Below are 20,900 nucleotides of genomic sequence, written 5' to 3' on the forward strand. Positions count from 1 at the left end.
GTGTATGTTGGAAAGACAATGAAAAAAGTATTACAACCTTTATTTTTAACTGTTCTTGCTGTACCAAGTTTTGTTTTTGCAGCAGAAGCAGCTTCAGCCCCTCAAACGACAACGGTTGACAAAGTACTTGCAGCAAAAGGACCAACTTCGGCTCAAGCTGTAGTGAAGCAAGAAAATACTACAGTGATTAGTCCACGTACAGGTATTCGCTATACGTTGGGTAACACAGGTAATCGCCCAATTATTTTACAAACTACTGCGATTGCTCCAGCAAACTCAGCAAATATTAATCGTATTGTGGCAAGTAACCCAGCTCTCTCTGCAAAAAGCCAAGAAAAAGCAAAAGTTGCTTTAATCGGTGAAGCAGCTGTAGCAGGACCAGCGGCAGTTGCAGCAAGCAATGTGACAACGTCAGCTGCAACAAATAGTGTTGCTCCAGCAAATCCTGCATCAATGAATTAATTCATTTACGTATAAAAAAAGCCAGTTCAAATTGAACTGGCTTTTTTATGGGGGTGTCTTTAAAACTTTAAATCTGATTATTTACATCATCATTTTTTGTTTCACGAATAAGTAAGAACGCAACTAATGATAAAAGTGATGCAGCAGTAAGATAATAACCAACTGCATATAAACCATAAGTTTCAGCAAGTTTAGTCGCAATCAATGGGGCAAAAGATGCACCAAAAATACCAGCCAAGTTAAAAGTTAATGCTGAACCTGTATAACGAACCGAGGTTGGGAAAAGTTCAGAAAGAACTGTACCAATCGGACCATAGGTTAAGCCCATAATTGCCAAGCCAGTACATAAGAAAAGGAATACGATTAAGGTATTTCCAGACTCTAACATACTAGAGAAGAACAAGCCGAAAATCGCAGCAGCAATACAAACGCCAATAGAAGTTGTTTTACGACCAAATTTTTCTGCAAAAATAGCCGATAAAGGAATGAATGCGGCGAAGCAAAGTGTGGCAAAGAGTTGAAGTTCTAAGAATTCACCACGCGCATAACCCAGTTTAGTGGTTCCCCAGTTTAAGGCAAATACGGTAGTAAGATAGAACACAACAAAGGTACAGATTGCTGCAACTGTACCAAGAATAAGCTTACCGGTATGTTTGGTTAAAACTTCTTTAAATGGAATATTAACTTCTTTTTGCTTATCTAAGACTTTCTGGAAAGCTGGAGTTTCATGAAGTTTTAAACGAATATATAAGCCAACAATAACTAATACAGCACTGGCAATGAATGGAATACGCCAACCCCATTGCATGAATGCTTGCTCAGGAATAACTGCGCTTAATAGTAAGAATGAACCTGTTGCCAAAATAAAGCCAATTGGGGCACCTAGCTGCGGAAACATGCCGTACCATGCTCTTTTTCCTTCTGGGGCATTTTCAGTCGCTAATAATACTGCACCGCTCCATTCACCGCCTAGGCCTAAGCCTTGTCCTAAACGACAAACAGCTAATAGTAATGGTGCGACAATCCCGATTTGGGCATAGGTTGGAAGTAAACCAATACATACGGTTGAAATACCCATGGTCAGTAAAGCCGCAACTAAAGTTGCTTTACGGCCGATACGATCTCCTAGATGGCCAAATAATGCGGCACCGATAGGACGAGCAATAAAGGCAATTGCAAAGGTTGCCAGAGATTGTAAGACTGCGGCACTGCCACTACTAGCAGGGAAAAATAGATGAGGAAAGATAATCACGGCGGCTGTTGCATAGATATAAAAGTCGAAGAACTCAATAGTTGTACCGACTAAGCTTGCAAACAAAACTCGTGTTTTTGAATTAGTGGCTACTACAGGAGCAGCAGTCGCAGAAGTTGACTCCATATAAGTCCTTATATCCGTTAAAATTTATTTTTAATGACTATTCTTTTTAAAGACGTATTTTTCTCAAAGAATAGCGTGAAAGAACATCATCCATGACTCTTTCAGGATCACTGAATATGAGTGAAAAATGGACTAAACTACGTACCAATAGATTGCAAGAAAATGTGCCCCTGCACCTAAAAGCACAAAAATATGCCAGATCGCATGGGTATATCTTACCTTTTTTAACGCGTAAAACAATGCTCCAACCGTATAAGCTAATCCGCCAATAATTAACAAAATCAACGCGTCTTTACTCAGATAGGTGCGCATATCATCCATAACAAAAACAGCAAGCCAACCCATAAGAACATAAGCAAGTATCGAAATTTTCTGAAAACGATGAATAAAAACTAACTTGAAAAGTGTACCAATTGCAGCAATGCTCCAGAGAGCAATAAGTAAAATATGAGCTTTTTGCGTAGGTATAGCAATGCTTAAGAACGGGGTATATGTTCCAGCAATTAAATAATAAATAGCAGTGTGGTCGAGTTTTTTATACCAGTAGCGTAGGTTTTGTGTTTGAGCAAAATGATAGAGTGTAGAACTGGTAAAAACTAAAATTAGGCTAAATGAATATACCCATAAGCCCACCCACTGAGCAGTTGAAAGATAAGATCCCTTTATAATTAAAAAGATAGAAGCTACAACTGCCATAACAACACCAGCACCATGACTATAGGCATTAAATAGTTCTTCTTTTGGATCGTAAGTTTCCAACACAGATTTACTCATAACTTTAATTTTTTTGATTAAAAATACAAATGTATAGAAATACAAAACAGTCGTAAAGTTATTTTATTTTTAATCCTAGACCCTTTAAACTTCTATTTTATATGAGTCTTCATTTTTCAGGTATATCCGTGTCGGTTTTCTCCTTTGAGCAAGAACAGCAATTCTTTCATGAAATCAAGCAAATGCTTGACCAACAAGCTTTTGAGCGTTTGATCTTGAGCCAATATAAGGGAGAGTTGGCGCAACTGGAAAAAATTACTTTCCGCGTTGTAGAGCTACATGGCCAAAAACAGCTTTCAGCTCTCTACCATCACACTACCCAAGATGTGACTAAAAACTATTCATTTCAAGAAGGTTTGCAACAGATTGAGCAATTAATCACACAGTGTAAGCAAGCAAACTTATTTTCAACTACTCAAGAAATTCAACTTAAAAAAAATAAGAAAAAAGCCATACTAAATATGGGTAAAAAGCAGGCAGTAAATGCGACACAAACGGTTCAGGCACATGACCGTGAAAAGCAGCGCTATGTACAGCAGGGGAATGCATTTTTAAAAGAGCTGGGTATTACTGATGAAAAAGCTCAGGTCATTCCAAGCATGGCTCGTAAATGGAAACAGATTAATAAATTTATCGAAATTTTTGCGAGTGCCTATGAACAGATTGATGCGTCTCAACAAGAGTTACGCATTGTCGATTTTGGATCAGGTAAAGGTTATTTAACTTTTGCATTGTATGATTATCTGCAACAACAACAGAAAACACCATTAATTACAGGTGTAGAGCTACGCCGTAATTTGGTGGAGTTTTGCCAGAACGTTGCAGACAAAGTTCATTTCAATCATTTAGACTTTTTTGAAGGTGATGTTCGTAGTTATCAACCGGAAAAGCTGGATGTTATGATTGCCTTACACGCATGTGATATTGCGACTGACTTTGCTATTCATACTGGAATTCGTTTAAACGCTTCGATGATTATGTGCGCACCATGTTGCCACAAAGAGTTACGTCCACAATTACATAGTCCGGAAGTTTTACAACCAATGCTACAGTTTGGTATTCATGCTGGACAACAAGCCGAGATGCTGACTGATACTTTACGTGCGTTACTTTTAAAAGCTTATGGTTATGAAACCAAAGTTTTTGAGTTTGTATCGCTTGAACATACCAGCAAAAATAAAATGATTTTGGCGACAAAACGCAAAAATGTTTCACAACCTGACGCCAAGATTATGGCTCAAATCCAAGCATTGAAAGAAATGTACGGAATTAAAAAACAAACGTTGGAATTGTTATTGCAAGATCAGTTGCCGATCGAAAATATCGGCTGTAAGTGCTAGGAAGGTGAATGGATGTATAAAATTGTAGAGGGTGGTTGGGAACAGCTTGAGCAAGATGCCAAATACATCCGTGAACAAGTCTTTATCCAAGAACAGGGAATTGCACCTGAAGATGAATGGGACGACTTGGATGCCACAGTTCTACATTTTATTGTCTATGATAAAGAGCAACCTATCGCTACAGCACGTTTGTTGCCACAGCATAGCGTAGGGCGTGTTGCTGTTTTAATTTCTTATCGAAAGCAAGGTATAGGTAAAATTTTAATGCAGCATATTATTGACTATGCACGTCGTCATAAACTGCCTTACTTAAAGCTTTCAGCACAAACCTATGTGACAGCTTTTTACGAAGCTTTAGGTTTTAAAGTGCAGGGGGAGGTTTACGAAGACTGTGGCATTCCACATATTGATATGGTTTTAGAGTTAAATTGAGACTTCTTTTTAGAAATCTCAATTTAGATTTATTTCATTGCATTCCAGTTTTCGATGGCTTGTAAGCCAGTCTCTAAACCAACTTCATAACTGTAGCGAAGCTTTTTCGGATTGGTAGTTAAACGGCCAGCCATATTTTTAAGAGGCGGTGGACACACTTCTAAAATTTGCTGGTCTGAGTTTTGACCACGAACGAAATCGACTGAAGCGTTATAACGAGCACAGCGGCTACGCAAGCTACTAGCGAAACCATAATGATGTTTAAAAGCATATTTCGCGAGGAATTGATCACCTCGACTACTTGCTTTGAAATAGTTTTTCGGACGAGTACGTAAAACTAACAGTTTTTTTACGCCACTTTGCTGAGCCGTCCAGCGAACAGGTAGGGCATCTGCAACGCCACCATCAAAATAAGGTTCACCCATAATATCGACGGGATGACGCGTTAAAACTGGAATTGAGCTAGAAGCACGAAGCGCATTTAGCAAATTATCTTTACCCGCACGAAGATATTCTGCATGGCCTGTTTTAGCATGCGTCAACACCATATAAAAATCAGGATTTTTGGCAAAAAGACTCTGTTGATCAAGAGGATGCTCTTTTTCACCAATTTCCCACATCCATTTTAAATCAAGTAAATCACCGCCTTTAAAAAAGCGTTTGTAATCGATGAATTCAGGACGAAGTGAATGATCAATATAAAACGTTAGAGTGCGGCCTTGCTGGCCTGCCAAGTAATTAGCCACATTGGTTGAACCAGACGATACACCAACGTATAAGTCAAAAGGATTAAACTGCTGTTGTAAAAATGAGTCAAGTACACCACTGGTAAAGGCACCACGCATGCCCCCACCTTCTACAACCAGTGCGTTGCGGGAAAAATCTGTCATTTGAAAAATATCTGATTACTGAGTTGATTGCTTATGTTCTTGCATATCCATTTCAGGCATGTTGTCACTATGTTGAGCATGTTGCTCTGTAGAGTGTTCAGCCTTTTGCTGCATTTGCTCTTGTTGAGCTTTGCGCTGTGCACCTGGCATATAGTCAGGTTCATTACTCATTGCTAAATAGAAAAAGCCAAGGAAAATCGCACTTAAAACACCAACGATCAGAACAAATTTCCAGCCTAAAATTGCTGACTCGGAAGAATTTTTATCGGACATAAGAATTTCTCGAATGTGCTATAGAAGCACAAAAATGAAGTCTATTTATAGCATATTTAGGCAGGGGGCTGAAATCTTAAAGGTCATAAAGAAAAACCCATATAAATAAAATATATTTATATGGGTAAGGTTTATGCAGTTTTTTAAATATTCAATAGGACTAAATTACTGAATATTTTGTTTCTGCTCAGCTTTGGTTCTTAGTAAAACTGGCGGTGTAAAACGTTCACCATATTTTGCAGCTAATTCTTCAGCTCGTTTTTGTGCTTTATCAGTGCCGTATTGATTTAGGAATTGAATTGCTCCTCCAGTCCAAGGCGCATAACCAATTCCAAAAATAGAACCGACATTGGCATCAATTACAGACTCCAGTACGCCTTCTTCATAACAACGTAAAGTATCTAAGGCCTGTACAAACAGAATGCGATCAATCATATCTTGTTCAGAAATATCATGATCTTTTTTCCAGCGGTTTAAGCCTTCCCATAGATGCTTTTTGCCATTTTCTGGGTATTCATAAAAACCAGCTCCAGCAGCTTTACCTTTACGGTTTAACTCATGAATCATGGTGTGAACCACTTCATCTACAGAAGTTTTAGGTAAATCTTTTCCTTCGGCTTGTAGAGCTTTGCGTGCTTCACTAGCAACATGTTCAGTTAATGTTAAAGATACTTCATCTTGAATAGCGAGGGGGCCAACTGGCATACCAGCTTTCAGTGCTGCCATTTCAATACGCGCTGGGTGGACACCTTCGGCAAGCAAGCGCATACCTTCTTGAATGAACGTACCAAACACACGACTGGTAAAGAAACCACGGCTATCATTGACAACAATCGGTGTTTTTCCAATTTGTTGTACAAAGTCGTAAGCTTTGGCAAGTGTCTCTGCGGAGGTGTTTTTACCTTTAATAATTTCAACCAACTGCATTTTGTCGACAGGGCTAAAGAAATGCAGACCGATAAAAGCTTTATCATTCTTACTTGCTTGCGCTAAACCTGTAATTGGCAGGGTTGAGGTGTTTGATGCCATCACACCGTTAGGCGCTAGATATTGCTCGGCTTCTTGAGTGACTTTAGCTTTGAGTTCTTGATTCTCAAATACCGCTTCAATAATTAAATCACAACCTTGAAGATCTTGAGCGGAAGCTGTCGCCGTGATGAGAGATAAAATCTGATCACGTTTTTCTGCGGTCATGCGGCCTTGTGAAACACGTTTATCTAAGAGCTTTTGTGAGTAAGCTTTACCTTTCTCAGCATTTTCAACAGATACATCTTTAAGTACAACTGGAATGCCTTTAATGGCTGTTGAATAAGCAATACCTGCACCCATCATGCCTGCACCCAATACACCAACTTTAGTCGCTTGCCATTTTGGAACGTCGGCAGGACGACTAGCACCAGACTTAATTGCATTTAGACCATGCCAGAAAGTGCCGATCATATTTTTAGAAATTTGACCTGTTGTAAGCTGAGTAAAGTAGCGAGACTCAATACGTAAAGCAGTATCGACATCAACTTGTGCACCTTCAACTGCGGCAGCCATAATTGCTTCAGGGGCAGGGTAACAACCTTTGGTTTTGTCTTTTAACATGGCTGGTGCAATTGCAAGAACTTGTGCAACTGCTGGAGTTTTTGGATCGCCACCCGGAATTTTATAACCCTTCACATCAAATGGCTGCTGAGATTTTGGATTGGCCTTGATCCAAGCAATTGCTTTATCTAAAAGTTCTTGTTCATTTTCGGCAGTGTCATGAATTAACCCTAAAGATTTTGCTTTATCGACACCGAACTGTTTGCCCTCCATTAAAAATGGGAACGCATTTTGAAGTCCGAGGAGACGTACCATACGCACAATACCGCCGCCACCCGGTAACAAACCTAAAGTAACTTCTGGTAGACCAAATTTGCTCTTCGGGTCATTGATTGCAATACGATGATGGCAACTTAATGCAATTTCCCAACCACCGCCAAGTGCCGTGCCATTTAATGCTGCAACCACTGGAATCCCTAGTGTTTCAATTGTACGTAAATGACCTTTTAGCTTTTCAACCATATTGAAAAAGTCAGTTGCGTGTTCAGGCTGAACTTGAATCAGCTCATCTAAATCACCGCCTGCAAAGAAAGTTTTTTTAGCCGAGCGGAAAATAACCCCTGAAAGTTCTGTTTCTGCTTTAAGTTTCTGAGTCGCTTCATCAAGCGAGTCACGAAACTCAGCATTCATGGTGTTCGCAGATTGACCAGTTGAATCAAGCGTTAAAATGACAATATTGTCGGCATTTTTTTCGTATTGAATTGCACTCATCTTTTATATCCCTAATTTTTATACGCGTTCAATAATGGTGGCAATACCCATCCCACCGCCAACACAGAGCGTCGCTAAACCGCGCTTTTTATCTTGTCGTTCAAGCTCATCAAGTAAAGTACCTAAAATCATGGCACCTGTTGCACCTAATGGATGACCTAAAGCAATCGCACCACCATTTACGTTGACTTTTTCAGTAGGGACATTGAGCTCATTAATAAAACGCATAACAACTGCCGCAAATGCTTCATTGACTTCAAATAGGTCAATATCATCAATCGTAAGCCCAGCTTTTTCTAAAGCTTTACGTGCAGCAGGCGCAGGGCCAGTCAGCATAATGGTTGGGTCAGTACCAACCAGTGCGGTCGCTAAAACTTTAGCCCGTGGTTTTAAGTTTTGTTCTTTTACCGCTTTTTCAGAAGCTAATAAAACTACAGCTGCTCCATCGACAATGCCTGATGAGTTACCTGCATGGTGAACATGATTGATTTTTTGTGCTTCTGGATATTTTTGTAAAGCGACTGCATCAAAGCCCATTTGGCCCATCATTTCAAAACTTGGGTTGAGCTTTGCTAGGCCTTCGAGTGATGTATTACCTTTAATAAATTCATCTTTCTCTAAAATCACCACACCTGCGTGATCTTTGACTGGTACGACTGATTGGTCGAAATAACCATTTGATTGAGCCGTCGCCGCTTTTTGCTGTGATTTTACAGCGAAATTATCAACATCTTCACGGCTATAGCCATCTAAGGTTGCGATGAGGTCGGCCCCAATACCTTGCGGAACAAATGATGACTTAAGGTTTGTTTCTGGGTCTAAAGCCCACGGCCCACCATCCGAACCCATTGGAATACGTGACATTGATTCAACGCCACCAGCAACTACTAAATCTTCCCAACCAGAGCGAACTTTCATTGCTGCCATGTTGACTGCTTCTAAACCAGATGCACAAAAGCGATTGATTTGCACCCCAGCAACATCATCATTCCAACCTGCTGCAATCGCTGCAGTTTTGGCAATATCACCACCTTGATCGCCAATTGGTGTTACACACCCCAAAACAATGTCATCGACTTTAGAGGTATCGAGTTGATGGCGTTGTTGTAATTCATTTAATAAGGTGGTCAATAATGTAATTGGTTTTACTTCGTAAAGAGAGCCATCTTTTTTTCCTTTTCCGCGTGGGGTGCGAATGGCATCAATAATATAAGCCTCGCTCATAACAGTTCCTTTTTTATTACTTAAACTTTGTTGTGTTTTGAGTGTACTGGTTTTAAAAGGCAACGCAATGACGATAAGCGCACCAGTCAGGTGATGATTTTTGCCAATAGAAATACAAAAAAGCCCAAGTTGAACTTGGGCTAAATGTGAAACTAAAGAGATTTGAGAATTAGTGATAACCATGTAGCTGGCGATATAGGCCAGGTGTTACACCCGTCCACTTTTTAAATGCGCGGTGGAAGGTACTGGTTTCACTAAAGCCAACTTGTTGAGCAACATCTTCAAGTGTTAACTCAGGGTTGAGTAACAAGTGAATTGCAGCATCTCGGCGTAAAGCATCTTTTACACCTTGGTAGCTTTTACCTTCGGCAGCCAGGCGGCGGCGTAAGGTTTGAGGAGATAAATATAACATTGATGCAACGTCATTAAGCGTTGGCATTTCTTCACCAATTTGGCTTTTGAGTACTTCACGAATACGAGAAGTTAGTGAGTTGGTGTTTTTGAATTTCACTAAAAGCTGAGCAGGAGCTGCTTTTAAGAATTCTTCTAGCGTTTTTTCATCTTGGCGGATTGGTAAATCAAGATAATCAGCTGCAAAGGTAATTTCAGTACGTGGTGCATCAAACTGCATGACTGGTGCAAAAAATAATGCATCATATTCATCGGCATGTGCAGGACGTGGATAGCTAAAATGAACGCGCTCTAATGGCAAACGACGTTCAATCAACCATGATGCTAGACCGTGCCAAATCATGAGCATACTTTCAGTAATGAAATGGTCTGGATCTAAAGTTTTTGGAATGAGGGGAACTAGACGTGCTTCATGTTTGTCACGCTCTAGAGTTACAGACCATTCATCGCCAAATAATTTGTAGAATTGAGATGACAGCTCAAGGGCTTGGCCCAATGTTTTTGCGTGAATAATCAACTGACACATAATGGCAAAAGTGCCCAGACGACGCGGTTGTACGTCAAATCCAACGTGTTCATCCTGTGTGACCATCCACAACATTTTTATAAATCGAGTGTATTGTTCTGGTGAGATTCGAGCTTTAGGTTGACGTAATAATTCCGCTTCAATACCCACATGTGAAAGGAGCATTTCAACATCCATGCCAAGGCGTTTTACGCCTGTCAAAGCCGCATTCACGAAGTGGATGCTAATCGTATCGCGACTCATATTGAATCCTTCAGTCTCTTTGATGTTCACTTTAAATTGACCTAAATGACCGTCTAAAAAAATAAATTGGCGATTTACAACAGAGTAAAAGCACTTTTTACATGTTAAATTGCCGAAATGATCAAGGTAAATGGCTGAACATGACATTGTTTTAGAATATTTGCTTAACTAATATAAAAGAAAATTCGAATAATAGTGGTTAAAAATACGATGACGACAGCATTAAATGGACTTAAAGTTCTCGATTTCTCGACGCTCTTACCAGGACCTTTTGCCACAATGTATTTAGCCGATATGGGGGCAGAAGTCATCCATATCGAATCTCCTTCACGACCAGATCTAATCCGAATCATGCCACCATACGCAAATGGGCAAGCAACAGCACATAGTTATTTAAACCGAAATAAACAGTCGATTGTTCTGGATTTAAAAGATAAGGCGAGTATTGATCTGATTAAAGCCAAAATCTCTGAGTTTGATATTGTCATAGAGCAGTTCCGACCTGATGTCATGCGCCGTCTCGGACTAGACTACGCGACACTTGCTGAAATTAACCCGCGTCTCATTTATTGTTCAATTACAGGATATGGACAAACAGGAAGCTATAAAGACAGGGCTGGGCATGACATTAACTATTTAGCTTTAGCTGGTATTGCTGGATATAGCGGCCGACAAGACAGTGGTCCGCCACCGCTCGGTATTCAGGTTGCAGACATTGCAGGTGGTTCACTTCATGCTGTCATTGCGATTTTAGCTGCGGTCGTCGAACGCGGACGTAGTGGAATGGGACAATATATTGATATTTCTATGACTGATTGTGTTGCTAGCCTAAATAGTATGGCGGCATCCGCCACACTTGCTGCACAGGTTGAACAGGCACCAGAGCATGGCATGCTCAATGGCGGCATTTTCTATGATTATTATATGACTCAAGATGGCCGTTATTTTTCAATAGGTAGTCTTGAACCACAATTTATGTCTGGTTTATCAGTGGCGCTTGATTTGCCTTTATTATTACAAAAAGGTGCTTCCTTAGATGTAGAAGACCGACAGGAAGTTAAACAAGCCATTCAAGAGAAAATCAAAACGAAATCATTTAAAGAATGGCATGAAATTTTTGCAAATCTTGATGTGTGTGTAGAACCTGTTTTAAGCCTAACAGAGTCCTTAAACTCGCCTTTAGCACAAGAACGTGGATGGATTGTGGATGTACCTTTGCAAAATAATGCGACGGTTACAGAACCACAATTGGCTTGTCCAATTAAGTTTTCAAGATCGGAAATGAGATATTCCTTTATTGGTCAAAAACTTGGTGAAGGGCAATGGTAAACAGCTGAGGCCATTTTTCATACAATGTGTATTAAGATTATTATTAGATTAATCAATCGATTAACATTTTGAATAATTTCTATACATAAAATTAGCGTACCCTTAATAAACAAAGACATAAAAGGTATGTAAACATGAAAACACATAAATCCTTGATGGCTTCCTGTTTATCCGTTTTATCAATTACTCTTTTTATACAGCATGCACAAGCTGCTGCTGCATTCGACCCAAATAGTCCTTGGATGTTGGGTGATTGGAACGGTCAACGCACCGCGTTACAAGCACAAGGTTATGATTTTTCTTTTGGATATACCGGCGAATATGCCGGTATTTTAGATTCAAAAAATACATCTACGCATGGCAGTGCTTATACGGGGCAACTGGCATTAGGAACTCATTTTGATCTAAATAAAATTTTAGGTTGGCAAGATACTGAAGCTCAAATCACATTAACATATCGTGATGGACAGTCGCTTTCTGAACATTCACCAGCTTTAGCAGGGCACTTAAGCTCGGTACAAGAAGTGTGGGGGCGTGAGCAAACTTGGCGTTTAACAGATTTATGGATTAAGAAAAAATTCATGGATCAAAAATTAGACGTTAAAGTCGGTCGTTTTGGTGAAGGTGAAGACTTTAACAGTTTTGACTGTGATTTCCAGAACTTGGCACTTTGTGGTTCGCAAGTTGGTAACTGGGTGGGTGAACAGTGGTATAACTGGCCGGTTAGCCAATGGGCAATGCGTGTTAAATATAACTTGCAACCTGACTTATATACTCAAGTTGGTGTATATGAATATAACCCAGAAAATCTGGAGCGAGGCAAAGGTTTTAACTTAAGTACTGATGGTTCTCACGGTGCAATTATTCCTGCCGAAGTGGTTTGGTCACCTAAATTAGGTGCTCAAAGTATGGCGGGTGAATACCGTTTAGGTTATTACTACAGCACTGCTGACGCTGAAGAAATTACGAATAAGGCTCAAACATCTCATAAACAAGGTGTTTGGGTAACTGCAAAACAAAAATTATTCCAGCCTGCTGATCAAACAGATCGCGGTTTAACAGGTTTTGTGAACCTGACTTTCCACGACTCTGATACCAACAAAATTGATAACATGCAAAATGTAGGCTTGGTCTATAAAGGTTTGCTCAATCAACGTCCTCAAGATGAATTGGCACTCGGTGTTGCTCGTATCCATATCAATGATGATTGGAACGATGTTCAAACTAAAGAATATGACACCGAATACAATACCGAGCTTTACTACGGTATTCATGCCACTAACTGGTTAACTATTCGTCCAAATGTGCAATATGTTCGTCATGTTGGCGCATTAAAAAATGGTGATAACACTTGGGTTGGCGGTATTAAATTCTCAACTGCATTCTAAGCGTAATTACTCCGAAAAACGGATTGTCGAGGGCTAACTCATTAATTGAATTATCCTGACCTTCCGTTTTTTCTTGATGCCTGAATTTGTTTTAGATGTATTGGTGATGCCATTTTTCTATAAGGTTCTTGGCACATCTTTCCTATAAAAATGATGATTGATAAGAGGTGGTTTATGAATCAACCTACTTCAAGATCAGGTTTAACGACTTTTACCGTAATTATTATTGGGTTACTGGCGTTATTCCTGTTAATTGGAGGTATTTGGCTCGCTACACTAGGCGGTTCAATTTACTACATTATAGCTGGAGTATTACTCCTCATTGTTGCATGGCAACTCTACAAGCGTGCTTCTACTGCTTTGTGGGTTTATGCTGCATTAATGCTAGGTACCATTATCTGGAGTGTCTGGGAAGTTGGAACAGACTTTTGGGCGCTTGCACCACGTTTAGATATTTTAGGTATTCTTGGTTTATGGTTATTGGTTCCGGCTGTAACTCGTGGAATCAACAACCTTGGATCAAGTAAGGTTGCCTTATCTTCAACTTTAGCAATTGCAATCGTGTTGATGGTTTATTCTATCTTCAATGATCCGCAAGAAATTAATGGTGAAATCAAAACACCTCAACCAGAAACAGCTCAAGCCGTGCCTGGTGTTGCTGAAAGTGATTGGCCAGCTTATGGTCGTACTCAAGCAGGTGTGCGTTATTCTCCATTGAAACAGATCAATGATCAAAACGTAAAAGACTTGAAAGTTGCTTGGACTTTACGTACTGGCGATCTTAAGACAGATAACGACTCTGGCGAAACGACTAATCAGGTTACACCGATTAAAATCGGTAATAACATGTTTATCTGTACAGCTCACCAGCAGTTAATTGCGATTGATCCTGCTACAGGTAAAGAAAAATGGCGTTTTGATCCGAAACTTAAAACGGATAAATCATTCCAACATTTAACTTGTCGTGGTGTGATGTACTACGATGCAAACAATACAACTGAGTTTGCAACGAGTCTTCAAAGCAAGAAATCTAGCTCTACACAATGTCCACGTAAGGTATTTGTACCAGTCAACGATGGTCGTTTAGTGGCTGTAAATGCTGACACTGGTAAAGCATGTACTGACTTTGGTCAAAATGGTGAAGTGAACTTGCAAGAGTTCATGCCATATGCGTATCCAGGCGGTTACAACCCGACATCTCCTGGTATCGTGACTGGTTCAACTGTCGTGATTGCAGGTTCTGTAACAGATAACTACTCAAATAAAGAGCCATCTGGTGTGATTCGTGGATATGACGTTAACACTGGTAAACTTCTTTGGGTATTTGATACTGGTGCAGCAGATCCAAATGCAATGCCGGGCGAAGGTACTACTTTTGTTCATAACTCACCAAACGCGTGGGCACCTTTAGCATACGATGCAAAACTTGATATCGTTTATGTACCAACAGGTGTAGGTACACCAGACATCTGGGGTGGTGACCGTACCGAGCTGAAAGAGCGTTATGCAAACTCAATGTTAGCGATTAATGCTTCTACTGGTAAATTAGTGTGGAACTTCCAGACAACCCATCATGATTTATGGGATATGGACGTACCATCACAACCATCTTTAGCTGATATCAAAAACAAAGCTGGCCAAACTGTTCCTGCAATCTATGTATTGACGAAAACAGGTAATGCCTTTGTGCTTGATCGCCGTAATGGTCAACCGATTGTTCCTGTAACTGAGAAACCAGTTCCACAAACAGTTAAACGTGGACCACAAACTAAAGGTGAGTTCTATTCAAAAACTCAGCCATTCTCTGACTTGAACTTGGCACCACAAGATAAATTGACTGATAAAGACATGTGGGGTGCCACTATGCTTGATCAGCTCATGTGTCGTGTATCTTTCAAACGTCTAAATTACGATGGTATTTATACGCCACCATCTGAAAACGGTACTTTAGTTTTCCCTGGTAACTTGGGTGTGTTTGAATGGGGCGGTATGTCAGTTAACCCTGATCGTCAGGTTGCTGTAATGAACCCGATTGGTCTGCCATTCGTAAGTCGTTTAATTCCTGCTGATCCAAACCGTGCACAAACTGCAAAAGGTGCAGGAACTGAGCAGGGCGTACAACCGATGTACGGCGTACCGTATGGTGTTGAAATTAGCGCATTCTTATCTCCGCTTGGTTTACCTTGTAAACAACCGGCTTGGGGCTATGTAGCTGGCGTTGATTTGAAAACTCATGAAGTGGTATGGAAAAAACGTATTGGTACAATTCGTGACAGCTTGCCGAACTTGTTCCAGTTACCAGCTGTGAAAATTGGTGTGCCTGGTTTAGGTGGTTCAATTTCTACTGCCGGTAATGTCATGTTTGTTGGTGCAACTCAAGATAACTACTTACGTGCGTTTAACGTCACGAATGGTAAGAAACTTTGGGAAGCGCGTTTACCAGCAGGTGGACAAGCAACACCAATGACTTATGAAATCAATGGTAAGCAATATGTTGTAATCATGGCTGGTGGTCATGGTTCATTTGGTACGAAAATGGGCGACTATTTAGTGGCTTATGCTTTACCAGATAACAAATAAAAAGCTTTTATAGAAAGGGCCTGGATTTATCCGGGCTTTTTTATGTCGATTTATATTAAAGCTTATCAATAAAACCGCTATTAAATATGCAAAAAAAGCATTTTATTGATGAATAAAAGCTCGCTATGCTATCCGCCTTAATAATGAATCTACTAGCCATACGCCATGTATTTATATACCGATTTCGACCAGCAGCTGGTTAATGAACGAGTTGCTCAGTTCCGTGATCAAACAGAACGCTATTTAGCTGGCAAACTTTCTGAAGATGAATATCGTCCATTACGTTTGCAAAATGGTTTATATGTGCAACGTTATGCGCCTATGCTGCGTATAGCTGTGCCGTATGGCTTAATGAATTCTAAACAGTTACGTAAAGTTGCCGAAGTTTCAACTGCTTATGACCGTGGTTATGCACATGTATCTACGCGTCAAAACATTCAATTAAACTGGCCAGCACTTGAAGATGTGCCAGACATTTTGGCTGAACTTGCAACTGTACAAATGCATGCCATTCAAACCAGTGGTAACTGTATTCGTAACACCACAACTGACCAATATGCAGGTGTGGTTGCTGGTGAAATTGCAGACCCACGTCCAACATGTGAGTTAATTCGTCAGTGGAGTACATTCCACCCAGAATTTGCATTCTTGCCACGTAAGTTCAAAATTGCTGTTTCTGCACTTGAAGAAAAAGATCGTGCGGCAACTGCATTCCACGATATTGGTGTTTATATCGTGCGTAATGAAGCAGGCGAAATCGGCTATAAGATTATGGCTGGTGGTGGTTTAGGCCGTACCCCAATCATCGGTAGCGTTATCCGTGAGTTTTTACCACGTGAAGATTTAATTGCTTACTTAGAAGCGGTTTTACGTGTTTATAACTTGCATGGTCGTCGTGATAACAAATATAAAGCGCGTATCAAAATTCTAGTTAAGGCATTAACTCCTGAAGTGTTTGCACAAAAAGTTGAAGCTGAATTCGAACATACACGTGAAGCATTGAAGATTCAGCCAGAAATCTTGAAAAAACTGGATGAAGAATTCACACCGTTTGACTATCAAGATTTAGCAGATGAAGACTTCACAGCATTGTTTGCTGAGCATCCAAAATTCAAACAGTGGTTTAATATCAACACACATGCGCATAAAGTGAAGGGCTATCGTATTGTGACGATTTCTCTAAAACGTGCAGGTATTGCGCCAGGTGATATGACCACCGAAGAAATGAATTTTATTGCAGACCTTGCTGATAAATATACATTCGGTGAACTTCGCACGACTCACGAACAAAACATTGCTTTGGCAGATGTACCTCAAAAAGATTTGTTTGATGTATGGCAAGCGCTTGAACAACAAAATATGGCGCGTGCACATATTGGTTTTATTACCGATATCATTAGTTGCCCGGGCGGTGATTTCTGTTCACTTGCAAATGCAAAATCAATTCCAATTGCTGAAGCGATTACACGTCGTTTTGATGACTTAGACAAAGTTTATGATCTTGGTCATTTAGATCTAAATATTTCTGGTTGTATGAATGCTTGTGGTCATCACCACGTAGGTAACATCGGTATTTTAGGTGTAGATAAGAAAGGCGCTGAATTCTACCAAATTACATTAGGTGGTAATTCTGATCATGATGCATCAATCGGTGACATCTTAGGGCCATCATTTGCAGCAGATGCTGTGCCTGATGTCATTGAGGAAGTATTAAATACTTATCTTGATTTGCGTACTGAAGGTGAGCGTTTTGTTGATACATATCGCCGTGTAGGAATTCAACCATTTAAGGAGCGTGCATATGCTTAATACAGCTCTACCAGTGCTTTATAAAGATGGCACGATTGCAGATAATACTTATCAAATCATTGCTGAAGATGGTGTTATTCCCCAAGGTGATGTTGTGGTTACAACAGCTCAACTTGATCAATTAGCTAACGTTCAAGGCAAAAAAGCTTTGTATGTAACTGTAAATGATTCACCTGAAGAGCACACATTTCCATTAAGTGAACTTGATGCAATCTTCATTGAGTTTGCAGGCTTTGGTGATGGTCGTGGTTATTCATTCGCTGCACTATTGCGTCGCCAAGGTTTCCAAGGTGAATTGCGTGCAACTGGTGATGTGTTTAAGGATGTTCTAAATTACTTAAAACGTTCAGGTTTTGATAGTTTTATGATTAAAGAAGGTAAAGATGTGCAAGAAGCGGCAGCTGGTTTGCAAGACTTTACCAACCCATACCAAGCTTCAACAGCCGTACCGCAAGCAAGTTATCAAACTGGTGCTTAAATAGTTTTTAAATATAAAGGCTGAACTCAGGTTCAGCTTTTTTTATGAATAATTTTAAATAACTCAACTGAAGAACAACAATGTTAGGTTTAATTTCAAAAATAAATCCTGGTGCTTGGTGGCTACTTTTTGCTATTGCGACAGATGTACTCTCAACATTTTATTCTGCTAAGGGGAATGGCTTAGTCAATAAAACAGCGCAGGGCATTGCTCTGGTCTTGTATATTATTTCTTTTGCATGCGCTGCTATTGCTTTGAAATATATGCAAGCTGGAATCTTATATGTGCTTTGGTCTGGGATAGGTGTATTAGCAACAGCTTTTTTGGCAAAGATTTTTCTTGGTCAGAATATTGATATGGCAGGATGGGTGGGAATTGGTTTTATTACTGTAGGTTTAATGATTATTGCGCAATATTCCAATATCGATGTTTAAAGCCCTTATAGAAATAGTAAGTATTTCTATAAGGGCTAAATATTGAAAATATTAGGTGTCAAGCTGGCAGTTAATCATCCACTTTATACCGAACTGATCGGTAAAAGCACCGTACAATGCACCCCAGAACGTTTTTTCTAAAGGCATTTCAATTTGACCATTAACAGATAAAGCATCAAAAAGTTGTTTTGCTTTTTCTTGCTCATCTTTTTCAAGATTGATCGAGATGTAGTGATTATTTCCTTGGGTAAAAACGCTGTTAGGGGCACAGAACTGATCATTTGTATCTGAGGCCATAAGTACAGTGTATTCATTAATTGGTAGAGACACATGCAGAACTAGATTTTTGTCGGCTTCAGATAGAGTCACGCCCTCGGTAGGTGGCATATCACCATATCGGCTTAACATACCGAATTCACCGCCAAATACTGACTTATAAAAATTAAAAGCTTGCTCTGCCTGACCTTGGAAATTGAGATAGTGATTGAGTTGCATTGTTATTGTCCATTGTTGTTTTCGTTTAAAGGAATAAGTTAAAACTTAAAAGTGATTTTGTGGGTCATTTTTTGTAGTTTTTTCATAAAAAATCCCACCGAAGTGGGATTTAAAAATAATGAATCTGGATTAAATGAGTTCAATTGCAACCGCTGTTGCTTCACCACCACCAATACAGAGTGCAGCAATACCTTTTTTACCGCCAGTACGTTTGAGTGCGTGAATAAGAGTAAGAATAATACGAGAACCCGTAGAACCTACAGGGTGACCTAGGGCACAAGCACCGCCATTGATATTCACTTTCTCTGCATCAAGTTTGAAATCATCAATTGGACACATTGTAACCATAGCAAAAGCTTCGTTAATTTCCCAAAGGTCGACGTCTTGAGCATTCCATCCCGCTTTTTTAAGAACTTTTTCAATAGCACCAACTGGAGCGATCGTAAATTCTGAAGGATGTTGCGAGTTTGACGCTGTCGCGATAATTTTTGCAAGCGGTTGCAAACCGCGCTGTGCTGCAACTTCACTTGAAGTTAATACTAATGCAGACGCACCATCCGAAATAGAACTTGCATTTGCGGCGGTAATCGTACCGTCTTTTGCAAAAGCTGGTTTGAGTGAAGGAATCTTGTCAATCTTGGCATTTAAAGGTTGTTCATCCTGATCAACAACGACATCACCTTTACGACTAGGTACGGTAACTGGAACGATTTCGTCTTTGAAATAACCTTCAGTAATTGCTGTTTGAGCACGTTTCAAAGAGCGAATCGCAAAGTCATCCATTTGCTCACGTGTGTAGCCACGAGTATTGGCCATATCTTGAGCAAATGAACCCATTAAACGCCCAGTTTCAGCATCTTCAAGCCCATCAAAGAACATATGATCTTTAATTTCACCATGGCCCATGCGGTAGCCAGCTCGTGCTTTTGGTAAAACATAAGGTGCATTTGTCATAGACTCCATGCCGCCAGCAACAACAACTTCTGCACTACCTGCTTTAATCATATCAGCGGCTTGCATAACAGCTTTCATGCCAGAACCACAAAGCTTGTTAATCGTTACTGCACCTGTAGAATCTGGTAAGCCAGCTTTGCGCATCGCTTGACGTGCTGGACCTTGCTTTAGGCCAGCAGGCAGTACACAACCCATAATGACTTCTTCGACATCAGTAGGCTGTAAACCTGCTCGTGCGATTGCTTCTTTAATCGTTACCGCACCCAATTCAGGCGCTGTAAGTCCTGATAGTGATCCTTGAAAACCACCCATGGCAGTACGAGCACCATTTACAATTACGATGTCAGTCATTGTTGTAATCTCCGATTGTTCTTAATCTCAAAATAAGAAATGTTTAAAACCTAGGCAGTATATTGCAAAAATCAAAGAGAGATATCTTCTGCATTAGACTGTAGAGTTCTAACAATTTTTAAGGTCTTCTAAACGGGTGTGTCCCATTTTGCTGAGAATTAATTTAAAGTTTTTAAGCTGGTTATAAGAACAGTAAGTAAAAGTGCCGTTAGATTCGCGTGGCAGTCCTGTGTCGCCCTGAAATACAATACTATTTAGTTTTTTTCCAAACTTTTGAAATTTTAAAGAACCGTAGCGATGAGCCAGTTCAACATTGGTTAATACTTCTTCATTGTTTTCTCTTTGTAGATTCTGATTCGTGTCTACAAAGCTTATGAGACTTGTATCCCAGTTACTATTACATGTAGACAAATCAACACTTGGGCAAAGTACGACACTCTTATGTCGTAGAATTGCGTCGTATTTGGCTTTTTGTATATGAATTGTGAGTAGTCGAGACGAATTTTTTAATTCTACAGAAGCCATAAATTGATGATATAAAGGAAGCGCTATAGTGGCCATAATCATAAGAATTGCGAGCGTTATAGTGAGTTCCAACAACGTGAAACCGGGAGATTTAAACATTAAAATTCCTTAATATATAAATAAATATTTTGATTTTATGCTTTCTATCAATGATTTATAATGATTTTTATAGTGAGGAAACACAAAATTAAATAAAGGTTATCAGGATGCTAGAATACTGGTAAAATCACCGTAAGCGAAAGAAAGAAGTTGTTCATATTTGCTAGTTGAGTGAAAAATTACCGAATTACAACGGAAATTGTA

At 39.8% G+C, this 20,900-nt stretch carries 19 protein-coding genes; 9 read left to right on the forward strand and 10 right to left on the reverse strand.

All coding sequences use genetic code 11. The features are described from left to right. Positions 1-18 precede the first annotated feature (18 nt). A complete protein-coding gene (locus JGE69_RS14360; RefSeq protein ID WP_033850706.1) occupies positions 19-462 on the forward strand; it encodes a hypothetical protein in 444 nt (147 codons plus the stop codon). 67 nt (positions 463-529) lie between these two features. Here JGE69_RS14360 and JGE69_RS14365 read toward each other — a convergent pair whose 3' ends face one another. Both JGE69_RS14365 and trhA read right to left on the reverse strand, forming a co-directional pair. Continuing rightward, entirely contained in the window at positions 530-1,840 is a 1,311-nt protein-coding gene (locus JGE69_RS14365; protein WP_002116183.1) for an MFS transporter, read from the reverse strand. Positions 1,841-1,972: 132 nt separating this feature from the next. Further along, entirely contained in the window at positions 1,973-2,614 is a 642-nt protein-coding gene (gene trhA / locus JGE69_RS14370; protein WP_199113865.1) for a PAQR family membrane homeostasis protein TrhA, read from the reverse strand. A gap of 128 nt (positions 2,615-2,742) precedes the next feature. Between trhA and JGE69_RS14375 the strand changes: the two genes are divergently transcribed. Next, positions 2,743-3,954, forward strand: a complete 1,212-nt coding sequence (locus JGE69_RS14375; RefSeq protein ID WP_014207603.1) for a class I SAM-dependent methyltransferase — start codon at positions 2,743-2,745, stop codon at positions 3,952-3,954. 12 nt (positions 3,955-3,966) lie between these two features. Then, positions 3,967-4,386 carry a GNAT family N-acetyltransferase gene (locus tag JGE69_RS14380; RefSeq protein ID WP_086265209.1) on the forward strand — a complete coding sequence of 140 codons (420 nt, stop codon included), beginning with the start codon at positions 3,967-3,969 and terminating at the stop codon, positions 4,384-4,386. Positions 4,387-4,415: 29 nt separating this feature from the next. On the opposite strand, the gene JGE69_RS14385 is transcribed toward JGE69_RS14380, so the two are convergent. The 5 genes from JGE69_RS14385 to JGE69_RS14405 form a co-directional block, all read right to left on the reverse strand. Next, positions 4,416-5,276, reverse strand: coding sequence for a patatin family protein (locus JGE69_RS14385; protein ID WP_069036195.1), 861 nt, complete (start codon positions 5,274-5,276; stop codon positions 4,416-4,418). Positions 5,277-5,291: 15 nt separating this feature from the next. Then, entirely contained in the window at positions 5,292-5,549 is a 258-nt protein-coding gene (locus JGE69_RS14390) for a hypothetical protein (protein WP_001280981.1), read from the reverse strand. A 165-nt stretch (positions 5,550-5,714) separates the two neighbouring features. After that, complete coding sequence (locus JGE69_RS14395) at positions 5,715-7,850, reverse strand: 3-hydroxyacyl-CoA dehydrogenase NAD-binding domain-containing protein (RefSeq protein WP_199113867.1); 2,136 nt, start codon at positions 7,848-7,850, stop codon at positions 5,715-5,717. A gap of 18 nt (positions 7,851-7,868) precedes the next feature. Beyond that, positions 7,869-9,074, reverse strand: coding sequence for an acetyl-CoA C-acetyltransferase (locus tag JGE69_RS14400; protein WP_199113991.1), 1,206 nt, complete (start codon positions 9,072-9,074; stop codon positions 7,869-7,871). A 169-nt stretch (positions 9,075-9,243) separates the two neighbouring features. Then, positions 9,244-10,254, reverse strand: a complete 1,011-nt coding sequence (locus JGE69_RS14405) for an AraC family transcriptional regulator (RefSeq protein ID WP_002116561.1) — start codon at positions 10,252-10,254, stop codon at positions 9,244-9,246. A gap of 210 nt (positions 10,255-10,464) precedes the next feature. Between JGE69_RS14405 and JGE69_RS14410 the strand changes: the two genes are divergently transcribed. The 6 genes from JGE69_RS14410 to JGE69_RS14435 all read left to right on the forward strand — a co-directional run bounded on the left by JGE69_RS14410 (position 10,465) and on the right by JGE69_RS14435 (position 18,272). Continuing rightward, the gene (locus JGE69_RS14410) at positions 10,465-11,583 is read left to right on the forward strand and encodes a CaiB/BaiF CoA transferase family protein (protein ID WP_086265204.1); all 1,119 of its coding nucleotides are present in this window, start codon (positions 10,465-10,467) and stop codon (positions 11,581-11,583) included. Between the two features lie 155 nt (positions 11,584-11,738). Further along, positions 11,739-12,971 carry a carbohydrate porin gene (locus tag JGE69_RS14415; protein ID WP_199113993.1) on the forward strand — a complete coding sequence of 411 codons (1,233 nt, stop codon included), beginning with the start codon at positions 11,739-11,741 and terminating at the stop codon, positions 12,969-12,971. 174 nt (positions 12,972-13,145) lie between these two features. Next, a complete protein-coding gene (locus JGE69_RS14420) occupies positions 13,146-15,551 on the forward strand; it encodes a glucose/quinate/shikimate family membrane-bound PQQ-dependent dehydrogenase (protein WP_017400275.1) in 2,406 nt (801 codons plus the stop codon). A gap of 165 nt (positions 15,552-15,716) precedes the next feature. Continuing rightward, entirely contained in the window at positions 15,717-17,360 is a 1,644-nt protein-coding gene (locus JGE69_RS14425; RefSeq protein ID WP_004789205.1) for a nitrite/sulfite reductase, read from the forward strand. Then, the gene (locus JGE69_RS14430; protein ID WP_130173375.1) at positions 17,353-17,838 is read left to right on the forward strand and encodes a DUF934 domain-containing protein; all 486 of its coding nucleotides are present in this window, start codon (positions 17,353-17,355) and stop codon (positions 17,836-17,838) included. The genes JGE69_RS14425 and JGE69_RS14430 overlap by 8 nt, the downstream gene beginning before the upstream one ends. A gap of 80 nt (positions 17,839-17,918) precedes the next feature. Continuing rightward, the gene (locus tag JGE69_RS14435; protein ID WP_199113869.1) at positions 17,919-18,272 is read left to right on the forward strand and encodes a DMT family transporter; all 354 of its coding nucleotides are present in this window, start codon (positions 17,919-17,921) and stop codon (positions 18,270-18,272) included. Between the two features lie 51 nt (positions 18,273-18,323). Here the strand turns inward: JGE69_RS14435 and JGE69_RS14440 are convergent, their stop codons facing one another. The 3 genes from JGE69_RS14440 to JGE69_RS14450 all read right to left on the reverse strand — a co-directional run bounded on the left by JGE69_RS14440 (position 18,324) and on the right by JGE69_RS14450 (position 20,696). Beyond that, positions 18,324-18,767, reverse strand: coding sequence for a VOC family protein (locus JGE69_RS14440; RefSeq protein WP_017392465.1), 444 nt, complete (start codon positions 18,765-18,767; stop codon positions 18,324-18,326). Positions 18,768-18,896: 129 nt separating this feature from the next. Beyond that, entirely contained in the window at positions 18,897-20,072 is a 1,176-nt protein-coding gene (locus tag JGE69_RS14445) for a thiolase family protein (protein WP_014207591.1), read from the reverse strand. Positions 20,073-20,180: 108 nt separating this feature from the next. Then, on the reverse strand, positions 20,181-20,696 hold the full coding sequence (locus tag JGE69_RS14450) for a GspH/FimT family pseudopilin (RefSeq protein ID WP_017385601.1): 516 nt from the start codon (positions 20,694-20,696) through the stop codon (positions 20,181-20,183). Positions 20,697-20,900: the final 204 nt, after the last annotated feature.

Source organism: Acinetobacter sp. C13 (genome assembly GCF_016809775.1).
Lineage (GTDB): Bacteria > Pseudomonadota > Gammaproteobacteria > Pseudomonadales > Moraxellaceae > Acinetobacter > Acinetobacter pittii.

Bases quoted from the DNA above. Each gene is read 5' to 3' on its own strand.
- JGE69_RS14410 (WP_086265204.1), top strand. From the start codon at position 10,465: ATGACGACAGCATTAAATGGACTTAAAGTTCTCGATTTCTCGACGCTC.
- JGE69_RS14450 (WP_017385601.1), bottom strand. From the start codon at position 20,696: ATGTTTAAATCTCCCGGTTTCACGTTGTTGGAACTCACTATAACGCTC.
- JGE69_RS14380 (WP_086265209.1), top strand. From the start codon at position 3,967: ATGTATAAAATTGTAGAGGGTGGTTGGGAACAGCTTGAGCAAGATGCC.
- trhA (WP_199113865.1), bottom strand. From the start codon at position 2,614: ATGAGTAAATCTGTGTTGGAAACTTACGATCCAAAAGAAGAACTATTT.
- JGE69_RS14400 (WP_199113991.1), bottom strand. From the start codon at position 9,074: ATGAGCGAGGCTTATATTATTGATGCCATTCGCACCCCACGCGGAAAA.
- JGE69_RS14405 (WP_002116561.1), bottom strand. From the start codon at position 10,254: ATGAGTCGCGATACGATTAGCATCCACTTCGTGAATGCGGCTTTGACA.
- JGE69_RS14425 (WP_004789205.1), top strand. From the start codon at position 15,717: ATGTATTTATATACCGATTTCGACCAGCAGCTGGTTAATGAACGAGTT.
- JGE69_RS14445 (WP_014207591.1), bottom strand. From the start codon at position 20,072: ATGACTGACATCGTAATTGTAAATGGTGCTCGTACTGCCATGGGTGGT.
- JGE69_RS14390 (WP_001280981.1), bottom strand. From the start codon at position 5,549: ATGTCCGATAAAAATTCTTCCGAGTCAGCAATTTTAGGCTGGAAATTT.
- JGE69_RS14440 (WP_017392465.1), bottom strand. From the start codon at position 18,767: ATGCAACTCAATCACTATCTCAATTTCCAAGGTCAGGCAGAGCAAGCT.
- JGE69_RS14365 (WP_002116183.1), bottom strand. From the start codon at position 1,840: ATGGAGTCAACTTCTGCGACTGCTGCTCCTGTAGTAGCCACTAATTCA.
- JGE69_RS14360 (WP_033850706.1), top strand. From the start codon at position 19: ATGAAAAAAGTATTACAACCTTTATTTTTAACTGTTCTTGCTGTACCA.
- JGE69_RS14395 (WP_199113867.1), bottom strand. From the start codon at position 7,850: ATGAGTGCAATTCAATACGAAAAAAATGCCGACAATATTGTCATTTTA.
- JGE69_RS14415 (WP_199113993.1), top strand. From the start codon at position 11,739: ATGGCTTCCTGTTTATCCGTTTTATCAATTACTCTTTTTATACAGCAT.
- JGE69_RS14420 (WP_017400275.1), top strand. From the start codon at position 13,146: ATGAATCAACCTACTTCAAGATCAGGTTTAACGACTTTTACCGTAATT.
- JGE69_RS14430 (WP_130173375.1), top strand. From the start codon at position 17,353: ATGCTTAATACAGCTCTACCAGTGCTTTATAAAGATGGCACGATTGCA.
- JGE69_RS14385 (WP_069036195.1), bottom strand. From the start codon at position 5,276: ATGACAGATTTTTCCCGCAACGCACTGGTTGTAGAAGGTGGGGGCATG.
- JGE69_RS14435 (WP_199113869.1), top strand. From the start codon at position 17,919: ATGTTAGGTTTAATTTCAAAAATAAATCCTGGTGCTTGGTGGCTACTT.